The organism is Actinotalea sp. JY-7876, assembly GCF_014042015.1.
GTDB lineage: Bacteria > Actinomycetota > Actinomycetes > Actinomycetales > Cellulomonadaceae > Actinotalea.
The window spans coordinates 1,021,882-1,047,338 of sequence record NZ_CP059493.1 but is presented as its reverse complement, the minus strand read 5'-3'; the positions used below and the strand labels follow the sequence as shown (position 1 = coordinate 1,047,338).

22 protein-coding genes are annotated in these 25,457 nt (G+C 75.4%); 13 read left to right on the top strand and 9 right to left on the bottom strand.

The window, feature by feature from the left end:
• Positions 1–85: 85 nt before the first annotated feature.
• From H2O74_RS04965 to H2O74_RS04955, 3 genes are read left to right on the top strand one after another with little or no spacing between them, the layout of a single operon-like run.
• Positions 86–1,183, top strand: coding sequence for a lactate dehydrogenase (locus H2O74_RS04965; RefSeq protein WP_182113396.1), 1,098 nt, complete (start codon positions 86–88; stop codon positions 1,181–1,183).
• Positions 1,180–1,674, top strand: a complete 495-nt coding sequence (locus H2O74_RS04960; RefSeq protein ID WP_182113395.1) for a hypothetical protein — start codon at positions 1,180–1,182, stop codon at positions 1,672–1,674. Before H2O74_RS04965 ends, H2O74_RS04960 begins: the two co-directional genes overlap by 4 nt.
• Position 1,675: 1 nt before the next feature.
• Entirely contained in the window at positions 1,676–2,470 is a 795-nt protein-coding gene (locus tag H2O74_RS04955; RefSeq protein ID WP_220458021.1) for a trimeric intracellular cation channel family protein, read from the top strand.
• Here H2O74_RS04955 and H2O74_RS04950 read toward each other — a convergent pair.
• Entirely contained in the window at positions 2,458–3,300 is an 843-nt protein-coding gene (locus H2O74_RS04950; RefSeq protein WP_182113394.1) for an SMP-30/gluconolactonase/LRE family protein, read from the bottom strand. The two genes, H2O74_RS04955 and H2O74_RS04950, sit on opposite strands and share 13 nt — an antisense overlap.
• 243 nt (positions 3,301–3,543) lie before the next feature.
• Between H2O74_RS04950 and H2O74_RS04945 the strand changes: the two genes are divergently transcribed.
• Complete coding sequence (locus H2O74_RS04945; protein WP_182113393.1) at positions 3,544–5,016, top strand: HNH endonuclease signature motif containing protein; 1,473 nt, start codon at positions 3,544–3,546, stop codon at positions 5,014–5,016.
• A 145-nt stretch (positions 5,017–5,161) separates the two neighbouring features.
• Here H2O74_RS04945 and H2O74_RS04940 read toward each other — a convergent pair whose 3' ends face one another.
• Entirely contained in the window at positions 5,162–7,168 is a 2,007-nt protein-coding gene (locus H2O74_RS04940; RefSeq protein ID WP_255491790.1) for an NYN domain-containing protein, read from the bottom strand.
• A gap of 149 nt (positions 7,169–7,317) precedes the next feature.
• Here H2O74_RS04940 and H2O74_RS04935 point away from each other — a divergent pair, with 149 nt between their 5' ends.
• Positions 7,318–9,018: a pyruvate dehydrogenase gene (locus H2O74_RS04935; protein ID WP_223148262.1), complete on the top strand. Its 1,701-nt coding sequence runs from the start codon at positions 7,318–7,320 to the stop codon at positions 9,016–9,018.
• Here the strand turns inward: H2O74_RS04935 and H2O74_RS04930 are convergent.
• A complete protein-coding gene (locus tag H2O74_RS04930; RefSeq protein ID WP_182113391.1) occupies positions 9,015–9,689 on the bottom strand; it encodes a ThuA domain-containing protein in 675 nt (224 codons plus the stop codon). The two genes, H2O74_RS04935 and H2O74_RS04930, sit on opposite strands and share 4 nt — an antisense overlap.
• A gap of 9 nt (positions 9,690–9,698) precedes the next feature.
• Positions 9,699–11,375 (bottom strand): MDR family MFS transporter, encoded by a 1,677-nt coding sequence (locus tag H2O74_RS04925; RefSeq protein ID WP_182113390.1) that lies wholly within the window; start codon positions 11,373–11,375, stop codon positions 9,699–9,701.
• Between the two features lie 106 nt (positions 11,376–11,481).
• On the opposite strand from H2O74_RS04925, the gene H2O74_RS04920 reads away from it, so the two are divergent.
• Positions 11,482–12,093 (top strand): TetR/AcrR family transcriptional regulator, encoded by a 612-nt coding sequence (locus H2O74_RS04920; protein WP_182113389.1) that lies wholly within the window; start codon positions 11,482–11,484, stop codon positions 12,091–12,093.
• An 11-nt stretch (positions 12,094–12,104) separates the two neighbouring features.
• Here H2O74_RS04920 and H2O74_RS04915 read toward each other — a convergent pair whose 3' ends face one another.
• The gene (locus H2O74_RS04915) at positions 12,105–12,821 is read right to left on the bottom strand and encodes a head GIN domain-containing protein (RefSeq protein WP_182113388.1); all 717 of its coding nucleotides are present in this window, start codon (positions 12,819–12,821) and stop codon (positions 12,105–12,107) included.
• A gap of 199 nt (positions 12,822–13,020) precedes the next feature.
• Here H2O74_RS04915 and H2O74_RS04910 point away from each other — a divergent pair, with 199 nt between their 5' ends.
• The 5 genes from H2O74_RS04910 (at position 13,021) to H2O74_RS04890 (ending at position 18,229) form a co-directional block, all read left to right on the top strand.
• On the top strand, positions 13,021–14,169 hold the full coding sequence (locus H2O74_RS04910) for a zinc-dependent alcohol dehydrogenase (RefSeq protein WP_182113387.1): 1,149 nt from the start codon (positions 13,021–13,023) through the stop codon (positions 14,167–14,169).
• 29 nt (positions 14,170–14,198) lie between these two features.
• A complete protein-coding gene (locus H2O74_RS04905) occupies positions 14,199–14,765 on the top strand; it encodes a hypothetical protein (protein WP_182113386.1) in 567 nt (188 codons plus the stop codon).
• 98 nt (positions 14,766–14,863) lie between these two features.
• Positions 14,864–15,646 (top strand): SRPBCC family protein, encoded by a 783-nt coding sequence (locus H2O74_RS04900; RefSeq protein WP_182113385.1) that lies wholly within the window; start codon positions 14,864–14,866, stop codon positions 15,644–15,646.
• Between the two features lie 84 nt (positions 15,647–15,730).
• Positions 15,731–16,525, top strand: coding sequence for a putative protein N(5)-glutamine methyltransferase (locus H2O74_RS04895; RefSeq protein WP_182113384.1), 795 nt, complete (start codon positions 15,731–15,733; stop codon positions 16,523–16,525).
• Positions 16,526–16,594: 69 nt separating this feature from the next.
• The gene (locus tag H2O74_RS04890; protein WP_182113383.1) at positions 16,595–18,229 is read left to right on the top strand and encodes a sodium:proton antiporter; all 1,635 of its coding nucleotides are present in this window, start codon (positions 16,595–16,597) and stop codon (positions 18,227–18,229) included.
• On the opposite strand, the gene H2O74_RS04885 is transcribed toward H2O74_RS04890, so the two are convergent.
• Genes H2O74_RS04885 through H2O74_RS04875 form a run of 3 tightly spaced genes read right to left on the bottom strand, consistent with a single transcriptional unit; the run spans position 18,204 to position 21,398 of the window.
• On the bottom strand, positions 18,204–19,112 hold the full coding sequence (locus H2O74_RS04885; RefSeq protein WP_182113382.1) for an ABC transporter permease: 909 nt from the start codon (positions 19,110–19,112) through the stop codon (positions 18,204–18,206). The genes H2O74_RS04890 and H2O74_RS04885 overlap by 26 nt on opposite strands.
• Entirely contained in the window at positions 19,099–20,121 is a 1,023-nt protein-coding gene (locus H2O74_RS04880) for an ATP-binding cassette domain-containing protein (RefSeq protein WP_182113381.1), read from the bottom strand. The genes H2O74_RS04885 and H2O74_RS04880 overlap by 14 nt, the downstream gene beginning before the upstream one ends.
• Positions 20,121–21,398 (bottom strand): hypothetical protein, encoded by a 1,278-nt coding sequence (locus H2O74_RS04875; RefSeq protein WP_182113380.1) that lies wholly within the window; start codon positions 21,396–21,398, stop codon positions 20,121–20,123. Before H2O74_RS04875 ends, H2O74_RS04880 begins: the two co-directional genes overlap by 1 nt.
• Positions 21,399–21,479: 81 nt before the next feature.
• On the opposite strand from H2O74_RS04875, the gene H2O74_RS04870 reads away from it, so the two are divergent.
• Positions 21,480–22,133, top strand: a complete 654-nt coding sequence (locus H2O74_RS04870; RefSeq protein ID WP_182113379.1) for a response regulator transcription factor — start codon at positions 21,480–21,482, stop codon at positions 22,131–22,133.
• On the top strand, positions 22,130–23,578 hold the full coding sequence (locus tag H2O74_RS04865; RefSeq protein WP_255491789.1) for an ATP-binding protein: 1,449 nt from the start codon (positions 22,130–22,132) through the stop codon (positions 23,576–23,578). Before H2O74_RS04870 ends, H2O74_RS04865 begins: the two co-directional genes overlap by 4 nt.
• 13 nt (positions 23,579–23,591) lie before the next feature.
• Here H2O74_RS04865 and H2O74_RS04860 read toward each other — a convergent pair whose 3' ends face one another.
• Complete coding sequence (locus H2O74_RS04860; RefSeq protein WP_182113378.1) at positions 23,592–25,451, bottom strand: ABC transporter ATP-binding protein; 1,860 nt, start codon at positions 25,449–25,451, stop codon at positions 23,592–23,594.
• Positions 25,452–25,457 lie beyond the last annotated feature (6 nt).

Below are 25,457 nucleotides of genomic sequence, written 5' to 3'. Positions count from 1 at the left end.
AGTGTGACCCCGATCGCAGCGGTCCGCGGGTCGTGCCGGACGGCGTCACCGCCCCTCCCGGCGCCGGGAGACATAGCCTTTGCGCGTGGACGTAGCCGTGATCGGCGCGACGGGTGACGTCGGCCGGCAGATCTGCACGCAGCTGGTCGAGCGCCGGGTGCTGCCCACGACATCACGGCTCCAGCTCGTCGGCCGCGCGGGCGGCGCGTCGGAGCGCGCGGTGCACGGCCTGCGGCAGGACCTCGTCGACGCCTACGACGAGCACGCACCGCTGCTCGACGTCGCGCTGCGGCCGCAGGACGTGGTGGCGGACGTCGTCGTGGTCGCGGCGGGGCGGACGTCGCCCGCGCGCGCGGGGGCGTCCCCGGACCGGGCGGTCCTCGCGGCCGAGAACCACGCCGTCTTCGCCGAGGTCGCCGACGCGCTCGCGCGCCACGGGTCCGGCCACGAGGTCGTCGTGGTCGTGTCCAACCCGGTCGAGCTCGGCGTCGCCGTGATGTCCCGCGCGCTCGGTGCGCACCGCGTCATCGGCATGGGCGCGTGGCTCGACACGCTGCGGTTCCGGCGCGAGGTCGCCGTCTCGCTCGGGGTGCGTCGGCACCGGGTGAGCGGCTTCGTCGCCGGTCAGCACGGCGAGGACCTCGTGCCGCTGTGGTCCACCGTGCGCGTGAGCGGTTTCGACGCGGCCGAGCGACGCACGCTGGTCGAGCGGCTGCGGCGCGGCCGGCGGCTCGACACGTTCGCCGCCGAGATCGAGCAGGCCAAGGTCGCGCTGCTCGGTGAGCAGGCGACCGACCCGGGCGCCGCCTTCGCGCTGATCGAGACCTGGCCGCCGGACCTGAGAGTCGTCGCGCGGCCGTGGCTGACCCACCAGAGCGGCGCCAAGACCGCCACCGCCACCGCGAGCGCGACGATCGACCTCGTCGACACCGTGCTCGACGGCCGGGACATCGTCGTCGCGGGCCAGGTCCGGCTCGACGGCGAGGTCACGCTGGCGGGGCAGCCGCTGCGCGGCGTCGTCGGGGTACCGGTCGTCCTCGGACCCGACGGGTGGAGCACGGTGCTGCTCGCCGAACCCGCGCCCGACGAGGCCGCGCGGCTCGCGGCGTCCGTCGAGCGCATCGACGCGATGCTCGCGCCGTGGGGCCTCGACGCCGCGTCCTACGCCGGGAGCCGCCCGTGAGCGCCGACGACCCCCGCTGGGTCGCCTTCGTCCACGGGGCCGACACCGTGGGCACCCTCACGGCGCTGACCAGCGTCTTCTCGACGCGCGGGGTGAGCTTCGACTCGCTGACGACGGGCGCGGTGCACGGCGACGCCGGGCTGATCGTCGTCACGTTCACCGCGAGCGAGCGTCGCACGCGCGTGCTCGTCCGCACCGTCGAGCGCCTGGCCGCCGTCCGCGGCGTCGAGGTGTGGCGCGCCGACGACCCGGGCCTGCGCGCGGCCGGCGTCGTCCACATGCCCGCCGGGGCGGTCTTCCGGCCCGATGCCGCGGACGTGCGGTGGGCCGGCGACAGCGCGGCCGGGAACGCCGTCCTGGTCGAGGGCCCGCTCGCGGCGGTCGAGCGGGTCCTGGCCGCGGCGCGGGACGACGGCGCCATGGCGGTGACGACGACGGTGCTGCCGCCGGTGGCCGCCGACGACGCCGGCGGCGCGTCGGGGGGAGCCTGAGATGGACGTCAGCCCGGTCGCCGACCTGGTGCCCAGCCTCGCCCGCGTGCTCGACCTCGTCGGGGTGTTCCTCAACGCCGTCCTCGGCGGGACCATCGCCCGCCAGCGCCGGTTCGACATCGTCGGCTTCGCGATCCTCGCGATCGTGTCCGCGCTGGGCGGCGGCATGCTGCGCGACACGCTCCTGCAGGCCGGTCCCCCGGTCGCGCTGACGGACCCGGTCTACCTGACCACCGCGCTCGCGGGCGCCGTCGTCGCCTTCTTCGTCAAGCTCGGGGGCCGGTGGTGGACGCGCACGTACCTGGTGGGCGACGCCATCGTGCTCGGGTGCTGGGCCGCGACGGGCGCGGCGAAGGCGCTCGACGTCGGGCTGGGTGCCGTACCCGCCGTGCTGCTCGGCGTGACGACGGCGGTCGGCGGCGGGATGATCCGCGACATCGTCGTCGGCCGCGTCCCCGCCATCTTCGGCGGCAACACGCTCTACGCGACGTCGGCGGTCTTCGCGTGCCTCGCGATGCTCGGGCTGAACCACGTCGGGCAGCACGACCTCGGCCTGCTCGCGGCGATCGTCGTCGGCTCGGGGCTCAGCATCGTCGCGCGCTGGCGCAGCTGGACGCTGCCCGACGCCGACACCGTCCGCCTGAGCGCGTGGCGGCCGCCGCGCCGGCGGCGGGTCGGCGGCGCGGATCCCGCGCGCCAGCAGGTCCCGCCCGAGGCCGCGCCGGGCGAGGCCGCCCGCCCCCCGGACGACGACGAGCAGCCGGTGGGCGGGGCTGAGCCCACTCAGCCGCCGTAGGGCAGGACCGGCAGGCCCGGCACGTCGACGCGCAGCCGGAAGAGGGCGCCGGCCTCCGGCTCGGGGTCCTCGAGGTTCTCGCGGGACGTGGTGACGTAGAGGTCGCGCAGGTCCGGTCCGCCGAGCGTGCACGCCGTCACGAGGCGCACCGGGAGCTGGATCTCCTGCAGGATCTCGCCGGTCGGGGCGTAGCAGCGCACGCGACCGACGCCGTTGAGCGCGACCCACACGTTGCCGGCCGCGTCGACGGTCAGGCCGTCCGGGCGCCCGTCGTCGCCCGAGCGGAAGGGGCGGCGGTCCCGCAGCTCGCCACCGACGACGTCGAACACGTCGGTCCGGCCGGTGTCGGTGTCGTTGTAGTAGGCGAGGGTCCCGTCGGGGCTGAAGGCGATGCCGTTGGAGATCGTGACGTGCGGCAGGACCGTCGTGACGGTCCCGTCGGGCGCGATGCGCTGCAGGCTCGCGCCGCCCTGCGCGCGGTCGTAGCGCATGGAGCCGGCGTACAGGTTGCCGGCCGGGTCGCAGCCGCCCTCGTTCATCCGCAGGCCGGTGTCGGACCACATCTCGGGCAGGGGGTGGGCGGCGGCGTCCGGGCCGTCGGCGAGTCCCAGGCCGCGCTCCAGGCCGACGACGTACCCGCCCCCGCGGCGCGGGCGCACGAACGCCGCGACATCGCCGACGTGCAGCCGGTCGACGTCGCCGCCGGCGCGCAGGGTGAGGAGGTCTCCCGCGAGCATGTCCACGAAGCGGAGGCCGCCCCAGCTCTCGGACCAGACGGGGCCCTCGCCGTGGTACGCGACGGCATCGGTGACCTGCTCGAGTCGACTCATGCCTTGATCGTGCCGGGGACGCGGCTCGGGCGCAGCATGGGTGGGCTCGGGTGGCGGGCTCGGGTGGCGGGCTCGAGTGGGCTCGCGGGCTGGGCCTGGTCGCATCGCGCTGGCTCCGGCGGTCCGGGGATTCGCGGGGAGCGCCGTGACCGAATTGTCCAGATCCCGGGTGGGGCGTGGTGCGTGTCAGTGGCCGTTAGTACACTAGTTCGATCAGGGGCGAACTGGTACACGGGGGTCGGGATGGTCCAGGCGGCGAGCGAGGCGGCGGGGGTTGCGGGCCTCGACGCGCTGCTCGCCCGGCTGCGCGCGGACGCCGCGGCGTTGGCTGCGATGGCGCTGGGTTCGCTGGAGGGGCCGCGGGCGGCCGCGGTGCGTAGGGACCTGCGGGTGGTCGGAGACCAGATCCACCTGGCTGCCTCGGTCCTGCTCGCAGCGGTGGAGGCGGACGGGCGCTGGGCGCTAGGTGGGGCGGACCGCACGGTGGCGGGGCACGTCGCGCGCCGTGAGGGCATCGCCTACGGGGACGCGGCCCGCCAGGCCCAGCTCGGCCGGGCGATGGGCGAACTCCCCGTCGTGCGGGAGGCGGTGGCGTCCGGGGAGATCACCCGGGGTCACGCCGAGGCGCTGAGCCGCCTGGTGTCCTCCCCCGCGAGGCGCGCCGCCCTCGCGAGCGACCTACCGGACCGCAACGAGGCGTTCTTCGTCGACCAAGCGCGCCGCCTGGGTGTCGACGAGTTCCGGCGCCTGACCAGTCGCATGGCCGCGAAGCTCGACGACCAAGCCGCCGAGCGTGAGCACCGCCAGGCCGTCGCGCGACAGCGCCTGACCCTGACCCCGCGCGGGGACGGGTTGGCGCTGAGCGGGTTCCTCACCCACGAGAACGGTCAGCTCCTGGCCACCGCCGTCCGATCCATCGCCGGCGTGCCGACCAAGGACGACCAGCGGCCCGTCGAGCAGCGCCAGGCCGAAGCCCTGGTCGACCTCGCCCGCCTGGTCCTGGACAGAGGCCTCACAGGTGCCGGGGCCCAGGTCCGCCCGCACCTGAGCGTGCACGTCTCCTGGGAGACCTACCAGCGCCTGGCCACCGACGCCGCGGCCCGCGACGCCGCCGAGGCGGCCGCTCGTGGCACCGGCGGCACGGATGGCGCGGGTGGCAGGGACGGCGCGGGCGCCAGGGATAGCGCGGGTGGCACGGCGCACCAGGTGCGGCGCACGGGTCTCGAGACCGATCTGGTCGATCCCGCCGAGTTCGAATCCGGCGAACCCGTCCCTGCCTCGGTCCTGCAGCGCATCGCGTGCGACTCCCAGGTCACCCGCATCGTGTTCGGACCCGACAGCCAGATCCTCAACGTCGGCCAGGACGAGCGCACCTACACCAAACAGCTGCGCCGCGCGGTCATCGCCCGCGACCGCCACTGCCAGTACCCCGGATGCACCGCACCGCCCACGCTGGGCGAGATCCACCACATCCGGTGGTGGTCACACGGCGGCGACACCTCCACCGACAACGGCATCCTTCTCTGCTGGCACCACCACGACCACATCCACACCCACGACCTACGCATCACCCGAGTCCCCCACGGGTTCGAGTTCCGACACCCCGACGGCAGACCCGCCGCCCAGCCCGAGCACGCCTCCGGGGCACCACCGGCCACCGGCACACGTCCGCCACCAGGCGGCGAGACCGTGCTCCTCGACCTGGGCGCGGCGTGACAGGCCGACCGCAGCGCGACCGGCTGGTTCGGCGCGACCGGCTGGTTCGGCGCGACCGGCTGGTTCGGCGCGACCGGCTGTCGGCCGCGGCGCGCCCGAGGCTGGGCCCGGGCGCGCCGCTCGCGCGTCGTCGGACGCGCGCCGTTCAGGCGGCCGCAGGACCCGCCAGGCCGCCGCCGAGCCAGGTGCGGATCGCCGCGGCGTCCGACGCGTCGAGCTCCATCCGCGCGCCGCGGCACAGGCCGATGACGTACTCCGCCCAGGTCTCCGCCACCTCGCGGGCGGTCGGCGCCGCCGCGAGGTCGAGGCCCGCGTAGAGCACGCCGGCGATCACGGCGTTGACGGACGCACGACCAATCGGCTCCCCCGCCGCCTGGCACGCGTCGTGCACGCGCCGTGCCGTCTCCGGGCGGTCGAAGGGATGCTCGGCGACGTCCTCGGCGAGGGTCGCGATGAGGACGCGGTACCGGTCGGCCGGCAGGTTCGGCACGTCGGTCACGTCCACGACCTGGCGCTGCAGCGGCGGCAGGTTGGGGGCGCCTCCGGGCAGGTCGGACTCGCTGAACCGGCGCGGGTCCCAGACGAAGCCCGGGGCGGGCTCCGGTGACGCCGCCACTTCGGGCACCGCCTCCGCGATCCACCCGAAGAAGCCGCCCGTGCCGTCCCAGCCGCTGCTGCGCAGGGTCGGGTCGGCCTTGTGGGCCGCCTGGGCCACGAGCCCACCTCGCAGCGGGCGGTCCGCACCCCGCACCTGGCGCAGCACCGCGCGCCGGGCCGGTGACTGCGCCTGCGACTGCGTCGGTGACTGCTGACGGCGCTGCTGTCGCTGCGCCTGCGGTGCCTCGGCGGCGTCGTCGAACTCGTCGATGTCGATCTCGGGGCCGGCGCCGGCGTCAGCGCCCGCGTCAGCGCCCGAGTCGGCGTCGGCGTCGGCGGTGGGCGTCCCGGCGGCTCGCGCGCCGCCCGCCGGAGCGGTGGCGCGGCGCGAACCACGGCGGCGGGCCGTCGTGGCGGGCGCCTCCTCGGGCGTCGCCCCGGCGACGTCGGGGTCGCCCACGGCGGCCTCCGGCCCGGCCTCGTCGCGCTTCGCAGAACCCGAGGCCGCGTCCGGGGCGGCGTCGTCGCCCGCCACGTCGGCGGCACCGGTCGCCGCGGTGCCGGCCTTGCGTCGGCCGCCACCACCCCGGCGGGCCCGCGTGCCGCCCGCAGCGGCGGTCTGCTCGGCACCGGCTGCCGAGGCGTCGTCGGCCTCGGCAGCCTCGGCCTGGTCGCCGTCGGTGGCCGAACCGAGGGCGGCCGCGACGGCCGCCCGGGCGGCGGCAGAGCGGCCGCGGCCGGAACGGCCGGTGGAGGACGCAGTCGTCGAGGCCGCGTCGGCCGCCTCGAGCGGCCCGTCGACCTCCAGGGGCCCACCGTTCAGCGCGTCGTCGTCCACGGCGTCGGCGGTCCCCTGGCCGTCGGACGCCTGACCCGCGGCGGCCTTGGCGCCGGAACGCCCGCCACGCCCCCGGCCCCCGCGGCCGCGGGACGCGCCGGCGCGCGCCGGCTCGGCCGCGAGCGCGAGGTCGCCGACACCCACGAGTGCGACCTCGTCCGCGAGGGACGGCTCCGGGAAGCGCACGATCTCCGCGAGCCCGTCCGCGGTGACGACGGTGTCGGCGACCGCGCGGTACGCCGCGGCGGCGGGCGAGGCGGTGATGATGGTGACCTTGCGGTCCGCCGCACGCCACCGCAGGGCGAGCGGCGTGAAGTCGGCGTCCGCCGACATCAGGACGAACTCGTCGTAGTGCGTGGACGCCGCGAGCGCGTCGACGGCGTCGAGCACGAGGCTGATGTCGGCGCTGCTCTTGCCCTGCTGGGTCAGCGACGGGCAGTCGACCACCTGGAAGCCGGCGCGCGTGAAGTTCGGCCGGAACTGCGAGAACACGGACGGATTGAGGTAGCAGGCCCGGACCAGGAAGCGCCGCGTGAAGTCGCCGTCGGCGTCGCTGCCGGTCTCGAGCGCGGACAGCCAGTGACCCGGCTGGCTCGCGAAGGCCTCGGCGGCCGCGGGGTCCAGGCGCCGCAGTCCGATGTAGACGTTGTCGAAGTCGACGAACAGCGCGCAGCGCAGTCGTCGACCGTTCTCGGGGTACGCGATGTCGGTGCTCACCGGTGCATCCTCTCGTGCCCGGCCCGATCGCGGCACCGCGACCCCCTGGTTACGGTGGCCCGACGGCGCGCCGGCCACCCGTCACGCGCGCCGCACCCACCGAGGAGCAACCCGTGGCGCAGCCGACCATCGCCCTCCAGCTCGTCCAGATGCTGCGTGCCGCGGGCGTCGAGCGCGTCTACGGCGTGGTCGGCGACAGCCTCAACCCCGTCGTCGACGCCATCCGCCGGACCGACGGGATCGAGTGGGTCCACGTGCGCAACGAGGAGGCGGGCGCGTTCGCGGCCGCCGCCGAGGCCCAGATCACGGGCCGGCTCGCGGTGTGCGCGGGCAGCTGCGGGCCCGGCAACACCCACCTCGTCCAGGGCCTGTACGACGCGCAGCGCAGCGGCGCCCCGGTGCTGGCGATCGCGTCGCACATCCAGTCCGCCGAGATCGGGACGGGCTTCTTCCAGGAGACGCACCCCGACCGCACGTTCCAGGACTGCAGCGAGTGGTGCGAGATCGTCACGGCCGAGCAGATGCCGCGCGCCGCGCGCATCGCGATCCAGACCGCGCTGGGCCGCCGCGGCGTGTCGGTGATGGTCCTGCCGGGCGACGTCGCCGGCATGCCCGCCACGGACCCGGTGCCGCCGAGCGTCCTCGCCCCCGGCCCGTCCCCCGTCGCGCCGCCGCCCGAGCAGGTCCGGGCCCTCGCCGACGCCATCAACGCCGCGGGCACCGTCACGCTGTTCTGCGGCGCGGGCACCCGCGACGCGCACGCCGAGGTGATGCAGCTCGCCGGCGCCGTCCACGCCCCGGTCGCGCACGCGCTGGGCGGCAAGGAGTGGATCCAGTACGACAACGCCTTCGACGTCGGCATGAGCGGGCTCCTCGGGTACGGCGCCGCGCACAAGGCGACGCACGAGGCGGACCTCCTGGTGCTCCTGGGCACCGACTTCCCGTACGCGAACTTCCTGCCCCAGCGGCGCACGGCCCAGGTCGACGCCGACCCGGCGCGCCTGGGCCGCCGCACCCCGCTCGACGTCGCCGTCGTCGGCGACGTCGGCGCGACCATCCGGGCGCTTCTGCCGCTCCTGGAGCCGAAGAGCGACCGCCGGTTCCTCGACGAGATGCTGCGCGCGCACGCGAGCGCGCTCGAGAAGGTCGTCGGCGCCTACGCCCGCGAGGTGCCCACGATGCGCCCGATCCACCCGGAGTACGTCGCGGCGCAGCTCGACGACCTCGCGGCGGACGACGCCGTCTTCACGGTGGACACCGGCATGTGCAACGTCTGGGCGGCCCGGTACCTCACGCCGAACGGGCGGCGCCGCGTCATCGGCTCCTTCCGGCACGGCAGCATGGCCAACGCCCTGCCCCACGCGATCGGCGCCCAGCTCGCCGACCGCTCGCGGCAGGTCGTGAGCATGTCGGGCGACGGCGGCCTCGCGATGCTCCTCGGCGAGCTGCTCACCGTGCGCCTGCACCGGCTCCCGGTCAAGATCGTCCTGTTCAACAACGCGTCGCTCGGCATGGTCAAGCTCGAGATGATGGTCGACGGGATGGTCGAGTTCGAGACCGACCACGAGCCCGTGGACTTCGCGGCGATCGCGCGCGGCATGGGCATCGAGGCGCTCCGCGTCGAGGACCCGGCGCAGGTGCGCGACGCCCTCGCCGACGGCCTCGCGCGGCCCGGTGCCGTGCTGATGGAGTTCGTCACCGACGCCAACGCGCTCTCGATCCCGCCGGCGATCACGGCCGAGCAGGTCAAGGGGTTCGCGCTGTCCGCGAGCAAGACGATCCTCGGCGGCGGGGTCGGCACGATGATCGACCTCGCGCGCGCCAACCTGCGCAACGTCCCGCGTCCCTAGCGCGGCGCCCGCGCGCCCATCACCCAGTCGAGCTCGCGCGCCAGGAGCGCCCGGCGTGACGCGCTCGCGTACGAGCGCACGTCGTGGCCCAGCGCGTCGTACAGGACGCGGTGCGGTCCGGGAGCGGCCCACACCACGGGGTGGTCGACGCCGTCGTGCCGCGTCGTCAGGAGCACCCGCGCACCACGCACCTCGAGATCGCAGTACTGCTCGTCGACCGCGACGACCTCGGCCAGGCCGCGGGTCACCCGATGGTCGGCGTCCCGGACGGCGAACCTCGCCTCGGCGAGCGGCGGGTGCCACGACCGGGCGGTCCAGCTGCCACCCAGCAGCGCGGCCCATCGCGGGTCGTCGGCGAACGTGCTCGCCGCCTGGTGCAGGCCCAGCACGCCGGTCCCGGCCGCCACGAGGGCGTGCAGGCGGTCGTGGAAACCGCGCCAGGCGGCGTCGTCGCCGTCGAAGTCCGGGTCCGAGCGCCCCCGCCCCGCGTTGACGACCACCGCCCGGAGCGCGTCGACGTCGTCGAGCGCGTCCGGGAAGGTGCTCCGCAGGCGGGCGTCGACGCCCTGCTCACGCAGAGCGTCGACCACCAGGGCCGACGTCGCGGCGTGGTCGTGCCACGGGTCCTCGTACCGTCCGCGTCCGGTCAGGACGAGCACCTGCGCTGCCACGCCCCGACCCTAGGCCCTGCGGGAGTCCGCCTTCTCGGGCTCCGGCACCACCATGCCCTGCGCGTGCGGCGTCGTGACCTCGGTGCCGCCCGCCTCGGTCGTCGCCGCGGCGGCGACCTCGGGGGCCTCCCGGTGCAGCGTCTGGCGCAGCGGGATCTGCTTGACCAGGAGCGAGGCCACCAGCGCGATGGCGACCAGCGGGATGGACAGCAGGAACACGTCGTGCAGCGCGTCGGCGAGCCCCTGACGTACCGCGACGGCGATCACGTCCGGCAGCTGGGCCAGGACGGTCGGGTCGAGGACCGCGCCCGCGTCGATGCCCTCGACCGGCAGGGCCGCGGCCGCGCCCTCGGGCAGGTGCGCCGGGATGGACGTCGCCAGGCGCGAACCCATGATCGTGCCCAGGACCGCGATCCCCACGGTGCCGCCGGTGCTGCGGAAGAACTGGGTGGAGGCCGTCGCGACCCCGAGGTCACGCCGGTCGACGGCGTTCTGCACGACCAGCGTGTAGGTCTGCTGCGCGGCTCCCAGGCCGGCGCCGATGACGACCATCGCGAGGGCCAGCTGCAGGCCGGACGAGCCGTAGTGGACCCGGGTGAGCAGCCAGAAGCCGACGAGCATGACGGCGGTGCCCCCCACGATGAAGGGCTTGTAGCGGCCCCACCGCGTGGTGAGGAGGCCGACGACCATGCCCACGACGATCATGGCGGCGCTCATCGGGATGATGATCAGGCCCGAGTCGGTGGCACTGACGCCGAGCACGCCCTGGGCGTACACGGGGATGTAGAAGATCGCCCCGAACATGCCGGTCGCGACGAAGAACGAGGCCACGTTCGACCACGTGAAGATGGAGTTGCGGAACAGGCGCAGCGGGATGACCGGCTCCTCGGCCGTGCGCTCGACGGCGATGAACGCCGCGAGGAGCACCGCGCCGAGGGCGAAGAGGCCGACGACCTGGGCGGAGTCCCACGGGTAGGTGGTGCCGCCCCAGGACGTGGCGAGCAGGATCGCCACGAGCGCGGCCGAGAGGGTCACGAAGCCCGCATAGTCGATCTTGGCCCGGCGCTGGACGTGCGGCGGGTGGAGGAAGCGCACGATGAAGGCGAGCGCGACGACGCCGATCGGCAGCGTCGCGAAGAACAGCCACCGCCAGCCCCACGCGTCGGTGATCGAGCCACCCACGAGCGGCCCGGCGATCGAGGTGAGCCCGAAGACGGCACCCATGTAGCCCTGGTACTTGCCGCGCTGGCGCGGCGGGATGATGTCGCCGATCACGGTCTGCGACAGCGTCATCAGGGCGCCCATGCCGAGGCCCTGGACCGCGCGGGCACCGACGAGCCACCAGAAGTCCTGGGCGAGCCCGGAGAGCAGCGATCCGACCATGAAGACCGCCAGGCCGCCGAGGTAGAAGCCGCGGCGACCGTACAGGTCGGAGAGCTTGCCGACGATCGGGACGACGACGGCGGAGACGAGCATGGCGGCCGTGGCCAGCCAGCTGTAGTGCTCCATGCCGCCGAGCTCGGCGACGATGATGGGCATCGCCGGCGAGACGATGGTCTGGCTGATCGACGCGACGAGCATGCCCAGCATGAGGCCGATGAAGACCTTCCGCGTGGCCGGGTCGAGCTTCGTCGTCAGTGGTGCTGTCGTGCGGTGGGGCATCGCGTCGGCGCGCGTGTCGGGCATGGATCTCCTCGGGGTGAGCCGCCACGGTACGCGCGTTTTTGCGGTTGCTGCAACTTCGCAACTGATGCAGTTTTGCAGAAGATGCACCACGAGTACCCTGGTGGGCATGGAGACCGCCGTGGCGCCGCCCGAGCCCACCCTGCGCGAGCGCAAGAAGCGCAGCACGCGCCGGGCGCTGCGGCTGGCAGCCCTCACGCTCGTCGCGGAGCGTGGCCTCGACCACGTCACGACGGACGACATCGCCGCGGCGGTCGACGTCTCCCCCCGCACCTTCTTCAACTACTTCGCGGGCAAGGAGGACGCCCTCGTCGGCAACGACCCGGAGCTCGGCGAGCAGCTCGCGGCCCAGCTCCTGGCACGCCCGGCCGACGAGGAGCCGCTCGAGTCGCTGCGGGCGGTGCTCTGCGACTACGCCCTCACGGTGTCGATCGACGAGCGCTTCTGGTCGCTGCGGCTGCGGGTGCTGGAGGCGCACCCGCACCTGCGCGCGGCGCTGGCCGGGGCCTCGGCCGACCTCGACCGCACGCTCACCGCGGCGGTCAGGGCCAGGCTCGGCGCCAGCGAGAACGACCTCTACCCCGCGCTCCTCGTCGCCGTCACCTCGAGCGCGGTGCGCACCGCCCTGTGGCACTCGCGCACCATGGGCAGGCCCTTCCCCGACGTCGTCGAGGAGGTCCTCGACACGCTCGCGGCGGGCCTCCCGGCGCCCCGGGGCTGAGCCGCCCGGACCTACCCCTCGCGGACCTCGCCCGAGCCCTCGACGTCGGCGCTGACCTGGGCGCCGCCGGTGTACGTCAGGTCGCCGCTGCCCCGGATCGTCGCGCTGAGCGCGTCGGAGACGTCGACCTCGGCGTCTCCCGACCCCTCCAGCACCACCACGGCGTCCTCGCTCTCGAGCGAGGACCCGTCGAAGCCGCCGGAGCCGCGGATGGTGGTGACCTGGCGCAGCGCGACGCCGCTCAGCTCGACGTTCCCCGAACCCTCGATCTCGACCTCCAGCGCCTCCACGTCGACGTCGTGGACGGTGACGTCCCCGGAACCCCGCACCTCGACGGTCAGGCTCTCGGCCGTGGCGGCGCCCGCCTCGACGTCGCCGGACCCGAGCACGCGGATCGCGTCGAGCGCGCTCAGCACGAGCTGGTAGTCGATGTCACCCGTCACGTTCACGCCGTCGTTCGAGCCCAGGACCAGGACGCCGTCGCGGACCTCGCTCGTGAGCCGGTCCATGACCCGGTCCCCGGCGGTCACGGTGAGGGACGTCTCCTCGCCGAGCTCGATCACGAGGTCGCCCGAGGTCTCGAGCGAGACGGCCGTCACCTCCGCGAGCCCGTCGACGTCCCTGTCCTCGGTCGTCCGGTCGCCGCCGAAGCCGATCCCGCACGCCCCCAGGAGCAGGCCTGCCGTGATGACGCCGGTCGTGATGCTGAAGGTCCTGCACGCTGTCATGTCGTCCTCTGTCTGTCGGCCCGGCCCGCCGTCGGGGCCCGGTCGCCCGTCCCGGGCAGGTCGAGCCTGGCAGCGCGGCACCACCCGCGGCATCGGGTTCTCCCCCCACTGACCCCTGAGATGACCCTGAGCCGGCTCGCCGGGCGGGTGCGCGGACCCCGTGTGAACCTGGACGGCACACGCCGACGGAGGGAGCCCCATGCGCGCGATGGTGTACCGCGGTCCGTACAAGCTGCGGGTCGAGGAGAAGGACATCCCCCGGATCGAGCACCCGAACGACGCCATCGTCCGCGTGACGCTGGCGGCGATCTGCGGCTCGGACCTGCACCTGTACCACGGCCTCATGCCGGACACCCGGGTGGGCCACACCTTCGGCCACGAGTTCGTCGGGGTCGTCGACCAGGTCGGCCCGTCCGTGCAGAACCTCAGGGTCGGCGACCGCGTCATGGTGCCGTTCAACATCTACTGCGGCTCGTGCTTCTTCTGCGCGCGCGGCCTGTTCTCCAACTGCCACAACGTCAACCCGAACGCGACGGCCGTCGGCGGCATCTACGGCTACTCGCACACCACGGGCGGCTACGACGGCGGGCAGGCCGAGTACGTCCGCGTGCCCTTCGCCGACGTCGGGCCGGCCGTGATCCCCGACTGGATGGCCGACGAGGACGCCGTGCTCATGACGGACGCCCTCGCCACGGGGTACTTCGGCGCCCAGCTGGGCGACATCCACGAGGGCGACGTCGTCACGGTGTTCGGCGCCGGTCCCGTCGGGCTCTACGCGGCGAAGTCCGCGTGGCTCATGGGCGCCGGGCGCGTCATCGTCGTCGACCACCTCGACTACCGCCTGGAGAAGGCCCGCACGTTCGCGCACGCCGAGACGTACAACTTCGCGGAGTACGACGACATCGTCGTCGAGATGAAGCGGGCCACCGACCACCTCGGCGCCGACGTCTGCATCGACGCGGTGGGGGCCGAGGCCGACGGGAACCTGATCCAGCACGTCACCGGCGCGAAGCTCAAGCTCCAGGGCGGCTCCCCCGTCGCCCTCAACTGGGCGATCGACTCCGTCCGCAAGGGCGGGACCGTCTCGGTCATGGGCGCCTACGGACCCATCTTCAGCGCCGTGAAGTTCGGCGACGCCGTCAACAAGGGCCTCACGCTGCGCATGAACCAGTGCCCCGTGAAGCGCCAGTGGCCGCGGCTGTTCGAGCACGTGCGCAACGGCTACCTGACCCCGAGCGACATCGTCACCCACCGGTTCCCGCTCGAGGAGATCGGCGAGGCCTACCACCTGTTCTCCGCCAAGCTCGACGGCTGCATCAAGCCGCTCATCGTCCCCACCGCCGCCTGACCCCACCGGCCGACCCGAAGGAGCGCACCATGGCCTACACCGCCGCCAAGCCGCCGCTGCCCGAGACGCCCGAGCAGCTGCGCGCCCGCATCCCGGGCTGGGGCGCGGACCTCGACCCCCGCGACCGGCCCTCGGTCCCCCGGGAGGTGCCGGGCATCGAGACCGGGGCCCACTGGGAGTTCCCCGAGCGCCAGCCTGGCGCCGAGGGACGCGAGCGCTCGATCGAGCACGCGTTCGTGACGCCCGTCTTCGGGACGGTCCAGCCGCTCAAGGGGCTCTCGGGCGTGATCCGGCGCAGGGCGTACGCGCAGTACAGCGAGGCCCGCGCCGCCCACTGGCTGCTGCTCATCGCGGCCGACCGGGTCGACGCCGTCGAGAGCCACCTCACCTCGCTGGTCCGGCTACGCCCGGACAACCCGATCACCGAGACGGGGATGAAGGCCGAGCTCGCGCACGGGAAGGACCGGTTCACGGATCGCACGCGCGTCGACACGGTGCACCACGCCCTCGACCCGGTGATCGTCGCCGGGCCGTGGATCATCGCGGCCGGCCTGGCGTTGATGGGCGTGAAGGCGCTGCAGCGGCGCATCGGCTGACGTCGGTCGCCGCGCGGTCCGCCGGCACCTCGCGCATGCTGGGACGACACCCGAGGTGGCGTGCGACCCACGCCTCCCCCGCCGACGAGGGAGATGCCATGACGACGAAGGTCGAGAAGACTGTCCTGGTCAACGTGCCGCTGAGCGTCGCGTACAACCAGTGGACGCAGTTCGAGGACTTCCCGCACTTCATGAGCGGCGTCAAGAAGGTCACCCAGACCTCCGACGACACGCTGCACTGGGTGGTCGAGATCGCCGGCGTCAAGCGCCAGTGGGACGCTCGCATCCTCGAGCAGGTGCCGGACCGCAAGATCGCGTGGGCCGCGACCGAGGGCGTGACCAACGCCGGCGCGGTGACCTTCGAGGACGTCGGTGGCGGGCAGACGCAGATCCACCTGTCGCTCGAGTACGAGCCCACGGGTCTGGTCGAGAAGGTCGGCGACAAGCTGCACGTGGTGGAGAACCGCGCCGAGCACGACCTCGAGCGCTTCAAGACGTTCATCGAGGCGGAGGGCTACGCGACCGGCGCGTGGCGCGGCTCGGTGAACGAGGGCGCGACGATCGGGTCGCCGGGCGTCGAGGCGGCCGTGCCGTCCGAGGGCGACTCCGGCAAGGCCGGCCTCTCCGGCAAGGCCGTGGCGGCGGGCATCGGCCTCGCGGCCGGTGCCGCGGCGGCCGCCGTCGCGAGCGCGACCCCGCGCAGCGAGCGCGATGCGGAGGTCGAGGTCGAGGTCGAGGCCGTGGAGGTCGACGTCGTCGTACCGGTCGAGCCCGTGACCACCGCGGCCCCGGCGGCCCCGGCGGCCACCGACCCGCTGGCGACCGACCCGCTGGTGAGCCTGACCGACGAGCACCCGGCCCAGGGCGACACCCGCCTCTGACACGTCGCGACGTCCCGAGGGGAGCGGCCACCCGGCCGCTCCCCTCGGTCGTGCCGGGGCCGAGCGCGGTGCGATGCTCGGGGGATGACCGGCCCGGACCTGGACGCGCTCGCGGCGACGCTGCGCGCGGCGGGCTGCGTCTTCGCGGAGGAGGAGGCAGCCCTCCTCGCGGACGCCGCCACCGACGGCGGGGCGCTCGCCGACCTCGTCGCGCGACGCGTCGCCGGCGAGCCGCTGGAGCAGGTGCTCGGGTGGGTGGCGTTCGCGGGGCTCCGGATCGCGGTCGAGCCGGGCGTCTTCGTCCCGCGGCGGCGCAGCGAGCTGGTCGTGCGCGAGGCGCTGCGCCTGCTGGGCGAGGGCGAGGCCCGGGACGGCGCCCGCCGGCCCGTCGTGGTCGACCTGTGCTGCGGGGCCGGGGCGCTCGGTGCCGCGGTGGCGGCGTCCGCCGAGGTCGAGCTCCACGCCGCCGACGTCGACCCGGCCGCCGTGCGCTGCGCGCGCCGGAACCTGCCCGCCCGCACCGTGCACGCGGGCGACCTGTGGGACGCGCTGCCCCGCGACCTGCGCGGCCGCGTCGACGTCGTCGTCGCGAACGCCCCGTACGTCCCCACCGCCGCCATCGCGCTCATGCCTCCCGAGGCCCGCGACCACGAGCCGGCGACCGCGCTCGACGGCGGACCCGACGGGACGGACGTCCACGCACGCCTCGCTGCGCAGGCCGCCGAGTGGCTCGCGCCGGGCGGGTACCTCGTCGTCGAGACCGGCCGGACCCAGGCCGCCCGCACCGTCGCCCTCCTGGCGGCCGGCGCCCTGTCGACGCGGGTCGTGACGGACGAGGACCTCGACGCGACGGTCGTCGTCGGGCGGCGCCGGGTCTGAGGCGGCCGCGCGACCCGGCCCGGGTGCGCCTAGGGTCGGGTCTCGGACAGCGACCGTCGGGAGCCGCCGGTGGACACCCTCGTCATCCTCGTCGTCATCGCGCTCGTCTCGATCCTCATGGTCGGGATCGCCGAGCGCCTGGACGTCGCCTGGCCGGCCCTGATGGTCGTGATCGCGGCCGGCACCGGGCTGGTCCCCGCGTGGCGGGACGTGCACGTCGAGCCGGACCTCATCCTGCCGCTGTTCCTGCCGCCGCTGCTCTTCGCGACCGCCCAGCGCACGTCCTGGGGACTGTTCCGGCGCCGGTGGCGCACCCTGGTGGGGCTCGCCCTGCTGCTGACCACGGCCAGCATCGCGGTGGTCGCGGGAACGGTCTGGGCGCTCGTGCCCGGCCTCACGTTCGCCGTGGCGGTCGCGATCGGCGCGGCCGTGTCCCCGCCCGACCCGGTCGCGGTGGAGGCGGTCGCGGCGCCGCTCGGCATCCCGCGCCGCCTGGTCGCGGTCCTGCAGAGCGAGGGCCTGTTCAACGACGCCGTCGCCCTGGTCGTCTTCCAGACCGCTGTCGCCGCGGCGGTGCAGCAACAGCCCTTCGGGCCCGGGGTGCTCCTGCGCTTCGGCTACGGCCTCGTCGCGGCGACCGCCCTCGGGATGGCGCTCGGTGCCGCCGCGGTCTGGCTGCGCGGACGGCTCGGCGCGGTGGCGGCGCGCAACGCCGTCACCCTCGTGCTCCCGTTCGCCGTCTACCTGGCTGCCGAGGAGCTCCAGGCGTCGGGCGTGGTCGCCGTGGTCGTCGCGGCCCTGCACATCGGCAGCCGCCAGGAGCCCGAGCAGGTCGAGGACCGCCTCAGCGGCGCCGCGCTCTGGGACGTCATCGAGCTGCTGGTGACCGGGCTCGCGTTCGGGCTCATCGGCATCGAGCTCGGCTGGGCCGTGCGCGAGGCCGGGGACCAGCTGCCCGCGATGCTCGGCACGGGCGTCGTCGTCGGGCTCGCGCTCCTGGGGCTGCGCCTCGCGTGGCTCTGCGGGTGGACAGGGGTCGTCCGCGCCACCGGTGACCCCACGGCCGCACCGCGCACCCTGCGCGAGGCGGTCGTCCTGACGTGGTGCGGGATGCGCGGCCTCGCGACGCTGGCCCTCGCGCTGGCGATCCCCACGACCCTCGAGGACGGTGGGCCGCTGCCCGGCCGGACCGAGATGGTCGTCGTGGCGTCCACCGTCATCGCCATGACGCTCCTGCTGCCCGCCTTCACGCTGCCGCTCGTGGTGCGCGGGCTCGGCGTGGACCGCGAGGCGGAGCGCGAGCAGGCCGCCGAGGACCGCGTCGCGGCCCGGGCGCGCGACGCCGTGGTGGCGCACCTGCGCGCCCTGCCCGGGCTCCCGGAGCTCCCGGAGGACCGCGCGGCACAGGTGCGGGCCGCCCTGGCCGAGCTCGAGGCGATGCTCGGCGGCCCTGCCACGGCCGAGCGTCGCGAGCGCGTGCTCGAGCTCCGGCGCCGCCGGGAGCTGCAGCGGTGGCTCCAGGACGAGGCGCTCGCGGCCGCCCGCCGCGAGGTGGTGGCCGCGCGCGGCGAGCGCGGCATCGACCCGGCGGCCGCCGACCGCGTGCTGCGCCGCCTCGACCTGGTGAGCAGGGGGGCGGCGACGTCGCGCACCTGGTGGCGGCGCCGCGACGAGGACGTCAGGACGTCACGTCCGCCGTCGTGAACCTGCTCCACGCGAGGGAGCCGAAGATCGCCACCCACACGGCCTGCACCGCCATGCCCTGCCCCAGCACGCCCCAGTCGACCTGGACGCGCAGGAACTCGGCGAAGTCCAGCCAGTGGTGGGTGAGCAGCCCCGGGTGGATGGCCGCGAGCTGCGGCAGCGTGTCCAGGACGGCCGAGACGATCGCGACGACGACGGTCGCGGCCATCGCGCCGACCGGCACCTCCGTCAGCGTCGACAGGAACAGGCCGACGGCGACGAGCCCCGTCAGCGAGAGCGCCACGTAGAGCGCGACACCGGTGATGCGCGCGATCCCGTCGGCCACCGGCACCGTCGTGCCCGAGAGCAGCGTGACGTCGGTGACGCCGAACAGCGCGGCGCCGACCACGAACGCCACCAGCGCGATCGCGAGCACCGCGGCCGTGACGAAGGCGAGGGTCGCGAGCGCCTTGACGCCGAGCAGGCGCGCGCGCGAGACGGGCACCGCGAGCAGGTAGCGCAGCGTGCCGGCCTGCGCCTCGCCGGCGATCGCGTCGCCGGACGCGATGCCCGCGGTCAGGGGCAGCAGGAAGGGCAGGCACATGAACAGCGCCGCCACGACCAGGAAGAGGCCGTTGCCCGTCACCCGGTCGAGGAAGCCGGGGCCCTGGCCGCCGATCGCGGAGTCGCGCGTGACGTACAGGACGAGCCCGAGGAGCAGCGGCACGAGCGAGAGGCCGACGAGCAGGGCGATGTTGCGGCGCCGCCCGAAGACGAGCCGCAGCTCGCTGCGGAGCAGCCGGCCGAAGGCGCCGCGCACCGGGCGTCCGGGCGCGCCCGCGCCCGCGACCACGGGCGCCGGGCCCACCGACGCCTCGACCACCGGCACCTCAGCGGGCGACATCGAAGCCCTCCCCGGTCAGCGTGACGAACAGCTGCTCGAGGCTGGCCCGCCGTACCTCGAGCCCGATCAGCGGCACGTCGGCGGCCACGAGCGCCGCGGCGACCCGCTCGGGCGCGACGCCGAGCGCCGCGTCGAGCACGGCCTCGCGCCGCTGCCCGGCGTCGAGCCCTGTGTCCCGCACGACGTCGGTCGTCCCGAGGCCGGCGAGCACCGCCGCCGCGCGCTCGGCCGCGGCCGACGTCGTCGTCACCACGACCCGGGCGGGCCGCGCGTCCGTCAGCGCGCTGCGCTCGCCCTGGGCGAGCAGGCGCCCGCGGCTCATGATCCCGATGTGCGAGCAGACCTGCTCGATCTCGGCGAGCAGGTGCGAGGAGACCAGCACCGTCGTGCCCGCGTCGGCGAGCTCGCGCACGAGGTGGCGGACCTCGCGCGTGCCCTGCGGGTCCAGCCCGTTCGTCGGCTCGTCGAGCACGAGCAGGTCACGCGGCCGCAGCAGCGCCGCCGCGAGACCGAGGCGCTGCTTCATGCCGAGCGAGTACTGGCGGTACGGCTTGCGCGCGGCGGCCGAGAGCCCCACCCGCTCGAGCGCCGCGCCCACCCGCGCCCGCGACGTGCGCGGGTCGGCCGTCGCGTCGCTCGCGTCCAGGCGCGCGAGGTTGGCCGCGCCACCCAGGTAGGGCTGGAACGCGGGCCCCTCGACGAGCACCCCCACGCGCGGCAGGACCGCCGCGGCGCCGTCCGGCATCGGCGCGCCCAGCAACCAGGCCCGGCCGCCCGTCGGCCGCACCAGGCCGAGCAGCATCCGGATGGTCGTCGTCTTGCCCGACCCGTTGGGCCCGAGGAAGCCGTAGACCGAGCCCCGCGGGACCTCCAGGTCGATGCCGTCGACCGCGACCTGACCCGAGCGGAAGCGCTTGGTCAGGCCGACGGTGCGCACGGCGTGGTCCACGTCCGCCAGCATGACGGACCCGGTCGCCGGCGCGGTGGCCGGCGCGAGCGTGGTCGCCATCAGGCGAGGGCGCGCAGGGTGTCGGCCGGGACCGCGCCGACGAGCACGCGGCCGTCGTGGGTGACGAGCACGCTCAGCAGCGCCGAGGACAGCAGCCGCCCCTCGGGCACCTCGGTCGTGAGCTGGTCGTAGAGCGCCTGGGGGTCGAGCTCGAAGCCGCCGCCCGAGCCGTCGCCGGGCTCGAACTCCTGGAGCAGCTCCTGCGCCTCCGGCGAGCCGATCGTGCGCTCCCCCTCGGGCAGCGTCGCGAGCGCGGCGGGGTCGCCCGCCACGAGCGACGCGACGTCGACGCCGGCGACCTCGGCCACGCTCGCCCAGCCGCTGCCGTGCACGGTCACGTCCGGGTGCTCCGTCGCCACGTCCGCGTGCTCCGGCGCGTCGGCACCGGGCAGGGCCGCCTCGTCCGGCACCGGCAGCGGCACGACGACGTCGCGCTGCTGGGCCCCCGCGGGCGGCGAGAACGCGAGCACGGCGTCGTCCGGCGCGCCGAGGTCGAGGTCGGTGAAGCCGACCTCGAGGGCCGGGGCCGCGTCGTCCTGGGTGCTCCACGCCTGCACGCGCAGCGGCGTGGACGTCTCGGCGTCCACGCCGACGACCACGCGGGCGACGAGCGTGTCCTGCGTGCGCGGCGTCACGACCAGCTGGTAGGCGCCGCGGCCGGCGATCGTCGTGGTGCCGTCGACCGACACCGTCGAGGACTCCTCGGCGTACGCGAGCACCTGGGCCGCCGCCTCCTGCGGCGTCGGGAGGTCGCCGGCGACCTCGGGCGACGGTCCCGCCTCGACCTGCTGCGCCAGGGCCTCGTAGCGGGCTGCGTCCGCCTCGCTGAGGCCGTAGTGCACGACCTCGTCGTCCTCGCTCGAGTAGGTCCACGCCTCGGGTCCGTCACGGACGACCGAGTACTCCGACGTCGCACCGAGCAGGGCGACGCGCGAGCGGTCGTCGCCGTCGGTCCACACCCGCAGCGTCGAGCTGCCGCCCAGCAGCGCGATCGGGTCCGCGCCGCCCGCCTCGGCGAACGGGATCTCCGGCAGCCCCAGGCGCGCGGTGTAGACCACGGTGCCGGACAGCGCCTGCGGCTCGGCCGAGGCGACCGCTGCCAGGAGCTCCTCGGCGGTGACCTCGGGCAGGCCCTCCTCGCCCGCGGACGCGAGCAGGGGCGGCGCGGCGAAGGCGAGGGCGGCGCCGGCGGCGACCACGGCCGGGACGGCCCAGCGGCGCCGGGCGCTGCGGGGGGTGTCGGCGACGTCGGGTGCGGGAACGGTCGGCTGGCTCATGTGACCATCGTGCGCCCCGCGGCCTGAGAGGACGCTGAGAGCGCCGGCCCCGGGCCCCGGGGCCGGTGGCATGCTGCCCCCATGCGCGTGCTGGTGGTCGACGACGAGGTCGCGCTCACGCGTGCCGTGCGCCGCGGCCTCGAGGCGGAGGGCTTCGCGGTCGACGTCGCGCACGACGGCGACGCCGGGCTGGAGCTCGCGTCCGGCACCGAGTACGACGCGATCGTCCTGGACGTCATGCTGCCGCGGCGCAACGGCTACGACGTCGTGACGGCGCTGCGCGGGCTCGGCGTCTGGACACCCGTCCTCATGCTGTCGGCCAAGGACGGCGAGCACGACGTCGCCGACGGCCTGGACGTCGGCGCCGACGACTACCTCACCAAGCCGTTCTCCTTCGTCGTGCTGGTCGCTCGGCTGCGCGCCCTCGTGCGCCGCCCGGCCGGCGCCCGTCCCGCGGTGCTGACGGCGGGCCGCCTGGAGCTCGACCCCGCCGCCCGCACGGTGACGCTCGCGGGCCGGCCGGTCGCGCTCACCACCAGGGAGCTGGCCCTGCTCGAGTACCTGATGCGCCACGCCGACCGCGTCGTCGGCAAGGTCGAGCTGCGCGACCACGTCTGGGACGGCTCGGGCGAGGACCTCAACGTCGTCGAGGTCTACGTGGGCTACCTGCGGCGCAAGCTCGGCCGGTCGGCGGTGACGACCGTGCGGGGCGCGGGCTACCGGGTCGCCGGGTGAGCCCCGGCCCTCCCGGGGTGGGCGCGCCCGCCCCCCGCGGGCAGCGGCGCGGCCTGTCGCTGCGGCTGCGCCTGACGCTGCTGACGTCCGGCCTGCTGTGCGTGACCCTCGTCGTCGGCGCCGTCCTGCTGACGACCGTGCTGTCGCGCGAGCGCGTCGCCGAGCTCGACGCGGCGGTCCGCGCGCGCGCCGCGACGCTCCTGGTCCTCGTCGCCGACGACCGCCTGCCCGACCCCCTGCCGGTCGCCGAGCCGGGCGAGATCGCGCAGGTCCTCGACGCCGAGGGGCGCGTGGTGGCCACGTCGTCCACCGCCAGCCGAACGCTGCCGGTCCTGCCGCGCGACGAGCTGGACCGCCTGCGCGCCGCGTCGGCTCGCTCCGGCGCGGAGGGCGACGCGGAGGGCGACGCCGCCGAGGACGTCGGCGCCGGCGTGCGCGTCGTGGTGACCGATGCGAGCGCGTACGACGCGGCCGCGCGCGTCGCCGTCGTGCCCGCCGAGCTGGGCGGCGCGCCCGTGAGCGTGGTGGTCAGCGTGCCGCTGGCCGAGGTGCAGGGCCTCCTGCGCGCGCTCGCCGTCGCGCTGGGCGGGGTCGTCCCGCTCCTCACGCTGCTGCTCGGGGGCGTCATCTGGGTGGTGCTGGGCCGGGTCCTGGCACCGGTCGAGGCGCTGCGCCGCGCCGCCGAGCAGGTCGCGCGCACCGGCGGCCCCGGGTCCCTGCCGGTCGTGCGGGCGGACGACGAGATCGGTGCGCTCGCGCGGACGCTCAACGACATGCTCGACCGGCTGGAGGGCGCCGCCGCGCGCCAGCGGACGTTCGTCGCCGACGCGGCGCACGAGCTCAGGTCGCCGATCGCCGCGCTGCGCGCGGCCGTCGACGTCGCGCGCGAGCACCCGGGGTCCTACGCTCCGGGCGAGCTCGCCGACGAGCTCGCGGGAGAGGTCCTGCGGCTGCAGCACCTGGTCGACGACCTCCTGCTCCTCGCCCGGGTCGGCTCGACGAGCCCCGCCCGGGGCGTCGTCGACCTGCGCGGCGCGGTGGCGGACGGCCTCGCGGTGGCCCGCGCGGCGGCGCGGGACGCGGACCGGGTCGAGGTGGTCGTCGAGGGCGAGGGCCGGGCCCTCGGCGACGGGCCAGCCGTCGCGCGCGTGGTGCGCAACCTCCTCGACAACGCGCTGCGCCACGCGGCGTCGCAGGTGACGGTCACCGTCGCGGCCGGCGAGGTCGTGGTCGACGACGACGGGCCGGGCGTGCCGCAGGAGGCGCGCGAGCGGGTGTTCGAGCGCTTCGTGCGCCTCGCGGCCGCGCGCGAGCGGGACGCGGGTGGCAGCGGGCTCGGGCTGCCGATCGCGCGCGAGGTCGCGCGCGACCACGGCGGGGACGTCGTCCTGGGCGAGGCCGCGGCAGGCGGCCTGCGGGCCGTGCTCACGCTCCCGGCGCCCTGACCGGCCGCCGGGCTCAGGGCGTGGGCGCCGACTCGGTCGAGATCCGCAACGCGGCCACGAGCTCCGCGTACATGTCGTCGGAGGCCAGGAGCTCGGCGTGGGTGCCGGTCGCGCGCACCCGACCGTGGTCCATGAGGACGATGCGGTCGGCGTCGACGACGGTGGAGAGCCGGTGGGCGATCGTCACGACCGCGCCGTGGGCCGCCACGCGCGCGATGACGTCCTGGATCGCTGCCTCGGTCAGCCCGTCGAGCTGGGCGGTCGCCTCGTCGAGCAGCAGCACCTCGGGCTCACGCACGACGGCCCGTGCGAGGGCGACGCGCTGGCGCTCGCCCCCCGACAGGCTGGTGGCGGTCAGCGGGGTGTCGAGGCCCTGCGGCAGGGCGCGGACCGTCGCGTCCAGGCGCACCGCCTCGAGGGCCGCCCAGAGCTCCGCCTCGCTCGCCCCCGGGTGACGGAACAGCACGTTGTCCCGCACGGTGCCCGAGACGAGCGGGGTCTCCTGCTCCACGTAGCCCAGGCGCTCGCGGACGGTGTCGATGCTGAGCTCGTCGAACGGCACGCCGTCGAGGAGCAGCGTGCCCTCGTCGGGCTCGACGAACCGGAGCACGAGCGAGAACGTCGACGTCTTGCCCGCCCCGGACGGGCCGACCAGCGCGACGTGGCCCCGCCGCGGGACGACGAGGTCGAGCCCGTCGACCGCGGGCGCTCGGGCGCCCTCGTACGTCAGGCGCACGCCGCGCAGCTCGAGGACCGGGGCGTCCGGCGCCGTGTCGGCGCGCACGTACGCGAGCGTGCGCCCAGCGTGGACGTCCTCGACCGGGACGTCCTGCGTCTCCCGGATCCGCGCCGCCGCCGCCACCCCGGACTGGAGCTGCGTGAAGGTCTGCGTGAGCGTCGTGATCGGGTCGACGATGTTGAACGCGTAGAGCAGGAAGGCGACGAGGGTCGAGACCGCGAGCGCCCCCTGGTCGACCCGCCAGGCGCCGATCCCGAGGATCGCGATGATCGCGAGCTGGATTCCGCCGCCCGCGATCGTCCACGCACCCGCCGAGACCCACACCGCGCGGATGCTGTGCCGGGCCGACTCCCGCGCGCGGGCCACCACCGCGTCCACCTGTCGCTCCTCGGCGCGGCTCGCCTTCACGGTCCGCAGCGCGCGCAGGCTCCCCTCGAGCGAGGACCCGAGCTCGCCGACCGCGCGCTGCGCCTCGCGCTGCGCCTCGCCGATGCGCGGCAGCAGGACGGCCATGAGCAGCCCGACCACGACGATCGCCACGAGCGTCGTCAGCAGCAGCTGGAGGTCGAGCACGGCCATGAGCACGACCGTGCCGACGAGCGAGACGGTGCCGTTGACCAGCTGCACGGCGCTGGAGGAGGCCGCCTCGCGCAGCAGGAGCGTGTCCGACGTGACGCGCGTGACGAGCTCACCCGGGGACCGTCGCTGCACGTCCCCGAGCCGTCCGCGCAGGAACCGCTGCACGAGCGACGTCCGCGCGTCCAGCACGATGTGCTCCGCGAGCCGTCCCAGGAGCACCCACTGCGCGACTCCCGTGAGCATGCCCAGCAGCACGAGCCCGATGAGGAGGGCGACAGGGCCGGTCACCGACCCCGACGTGCCCACCGTGTCCAGGACGCGTTTGACCGCGAGCGGCATCGCGAGCGCGGCCGCGGTGGCCCCCAGGCCGAGCACGATGCCGACCGCGACCACGGCGCGGTGCGGCCGCACGAAGTCCCACAGCAGCCGCAGGTTCTCCCAGCGCAACGGGACGCGTGCCGCCTCCTGCGTCGCCGCGTCCCCGCTGGCGACCGTGCCCGCCTCCCGCGTGCCCGGCTCCCGCGTGCCCGCCTCCGGCGTGTCCGGCTCGCCCATGTGCCC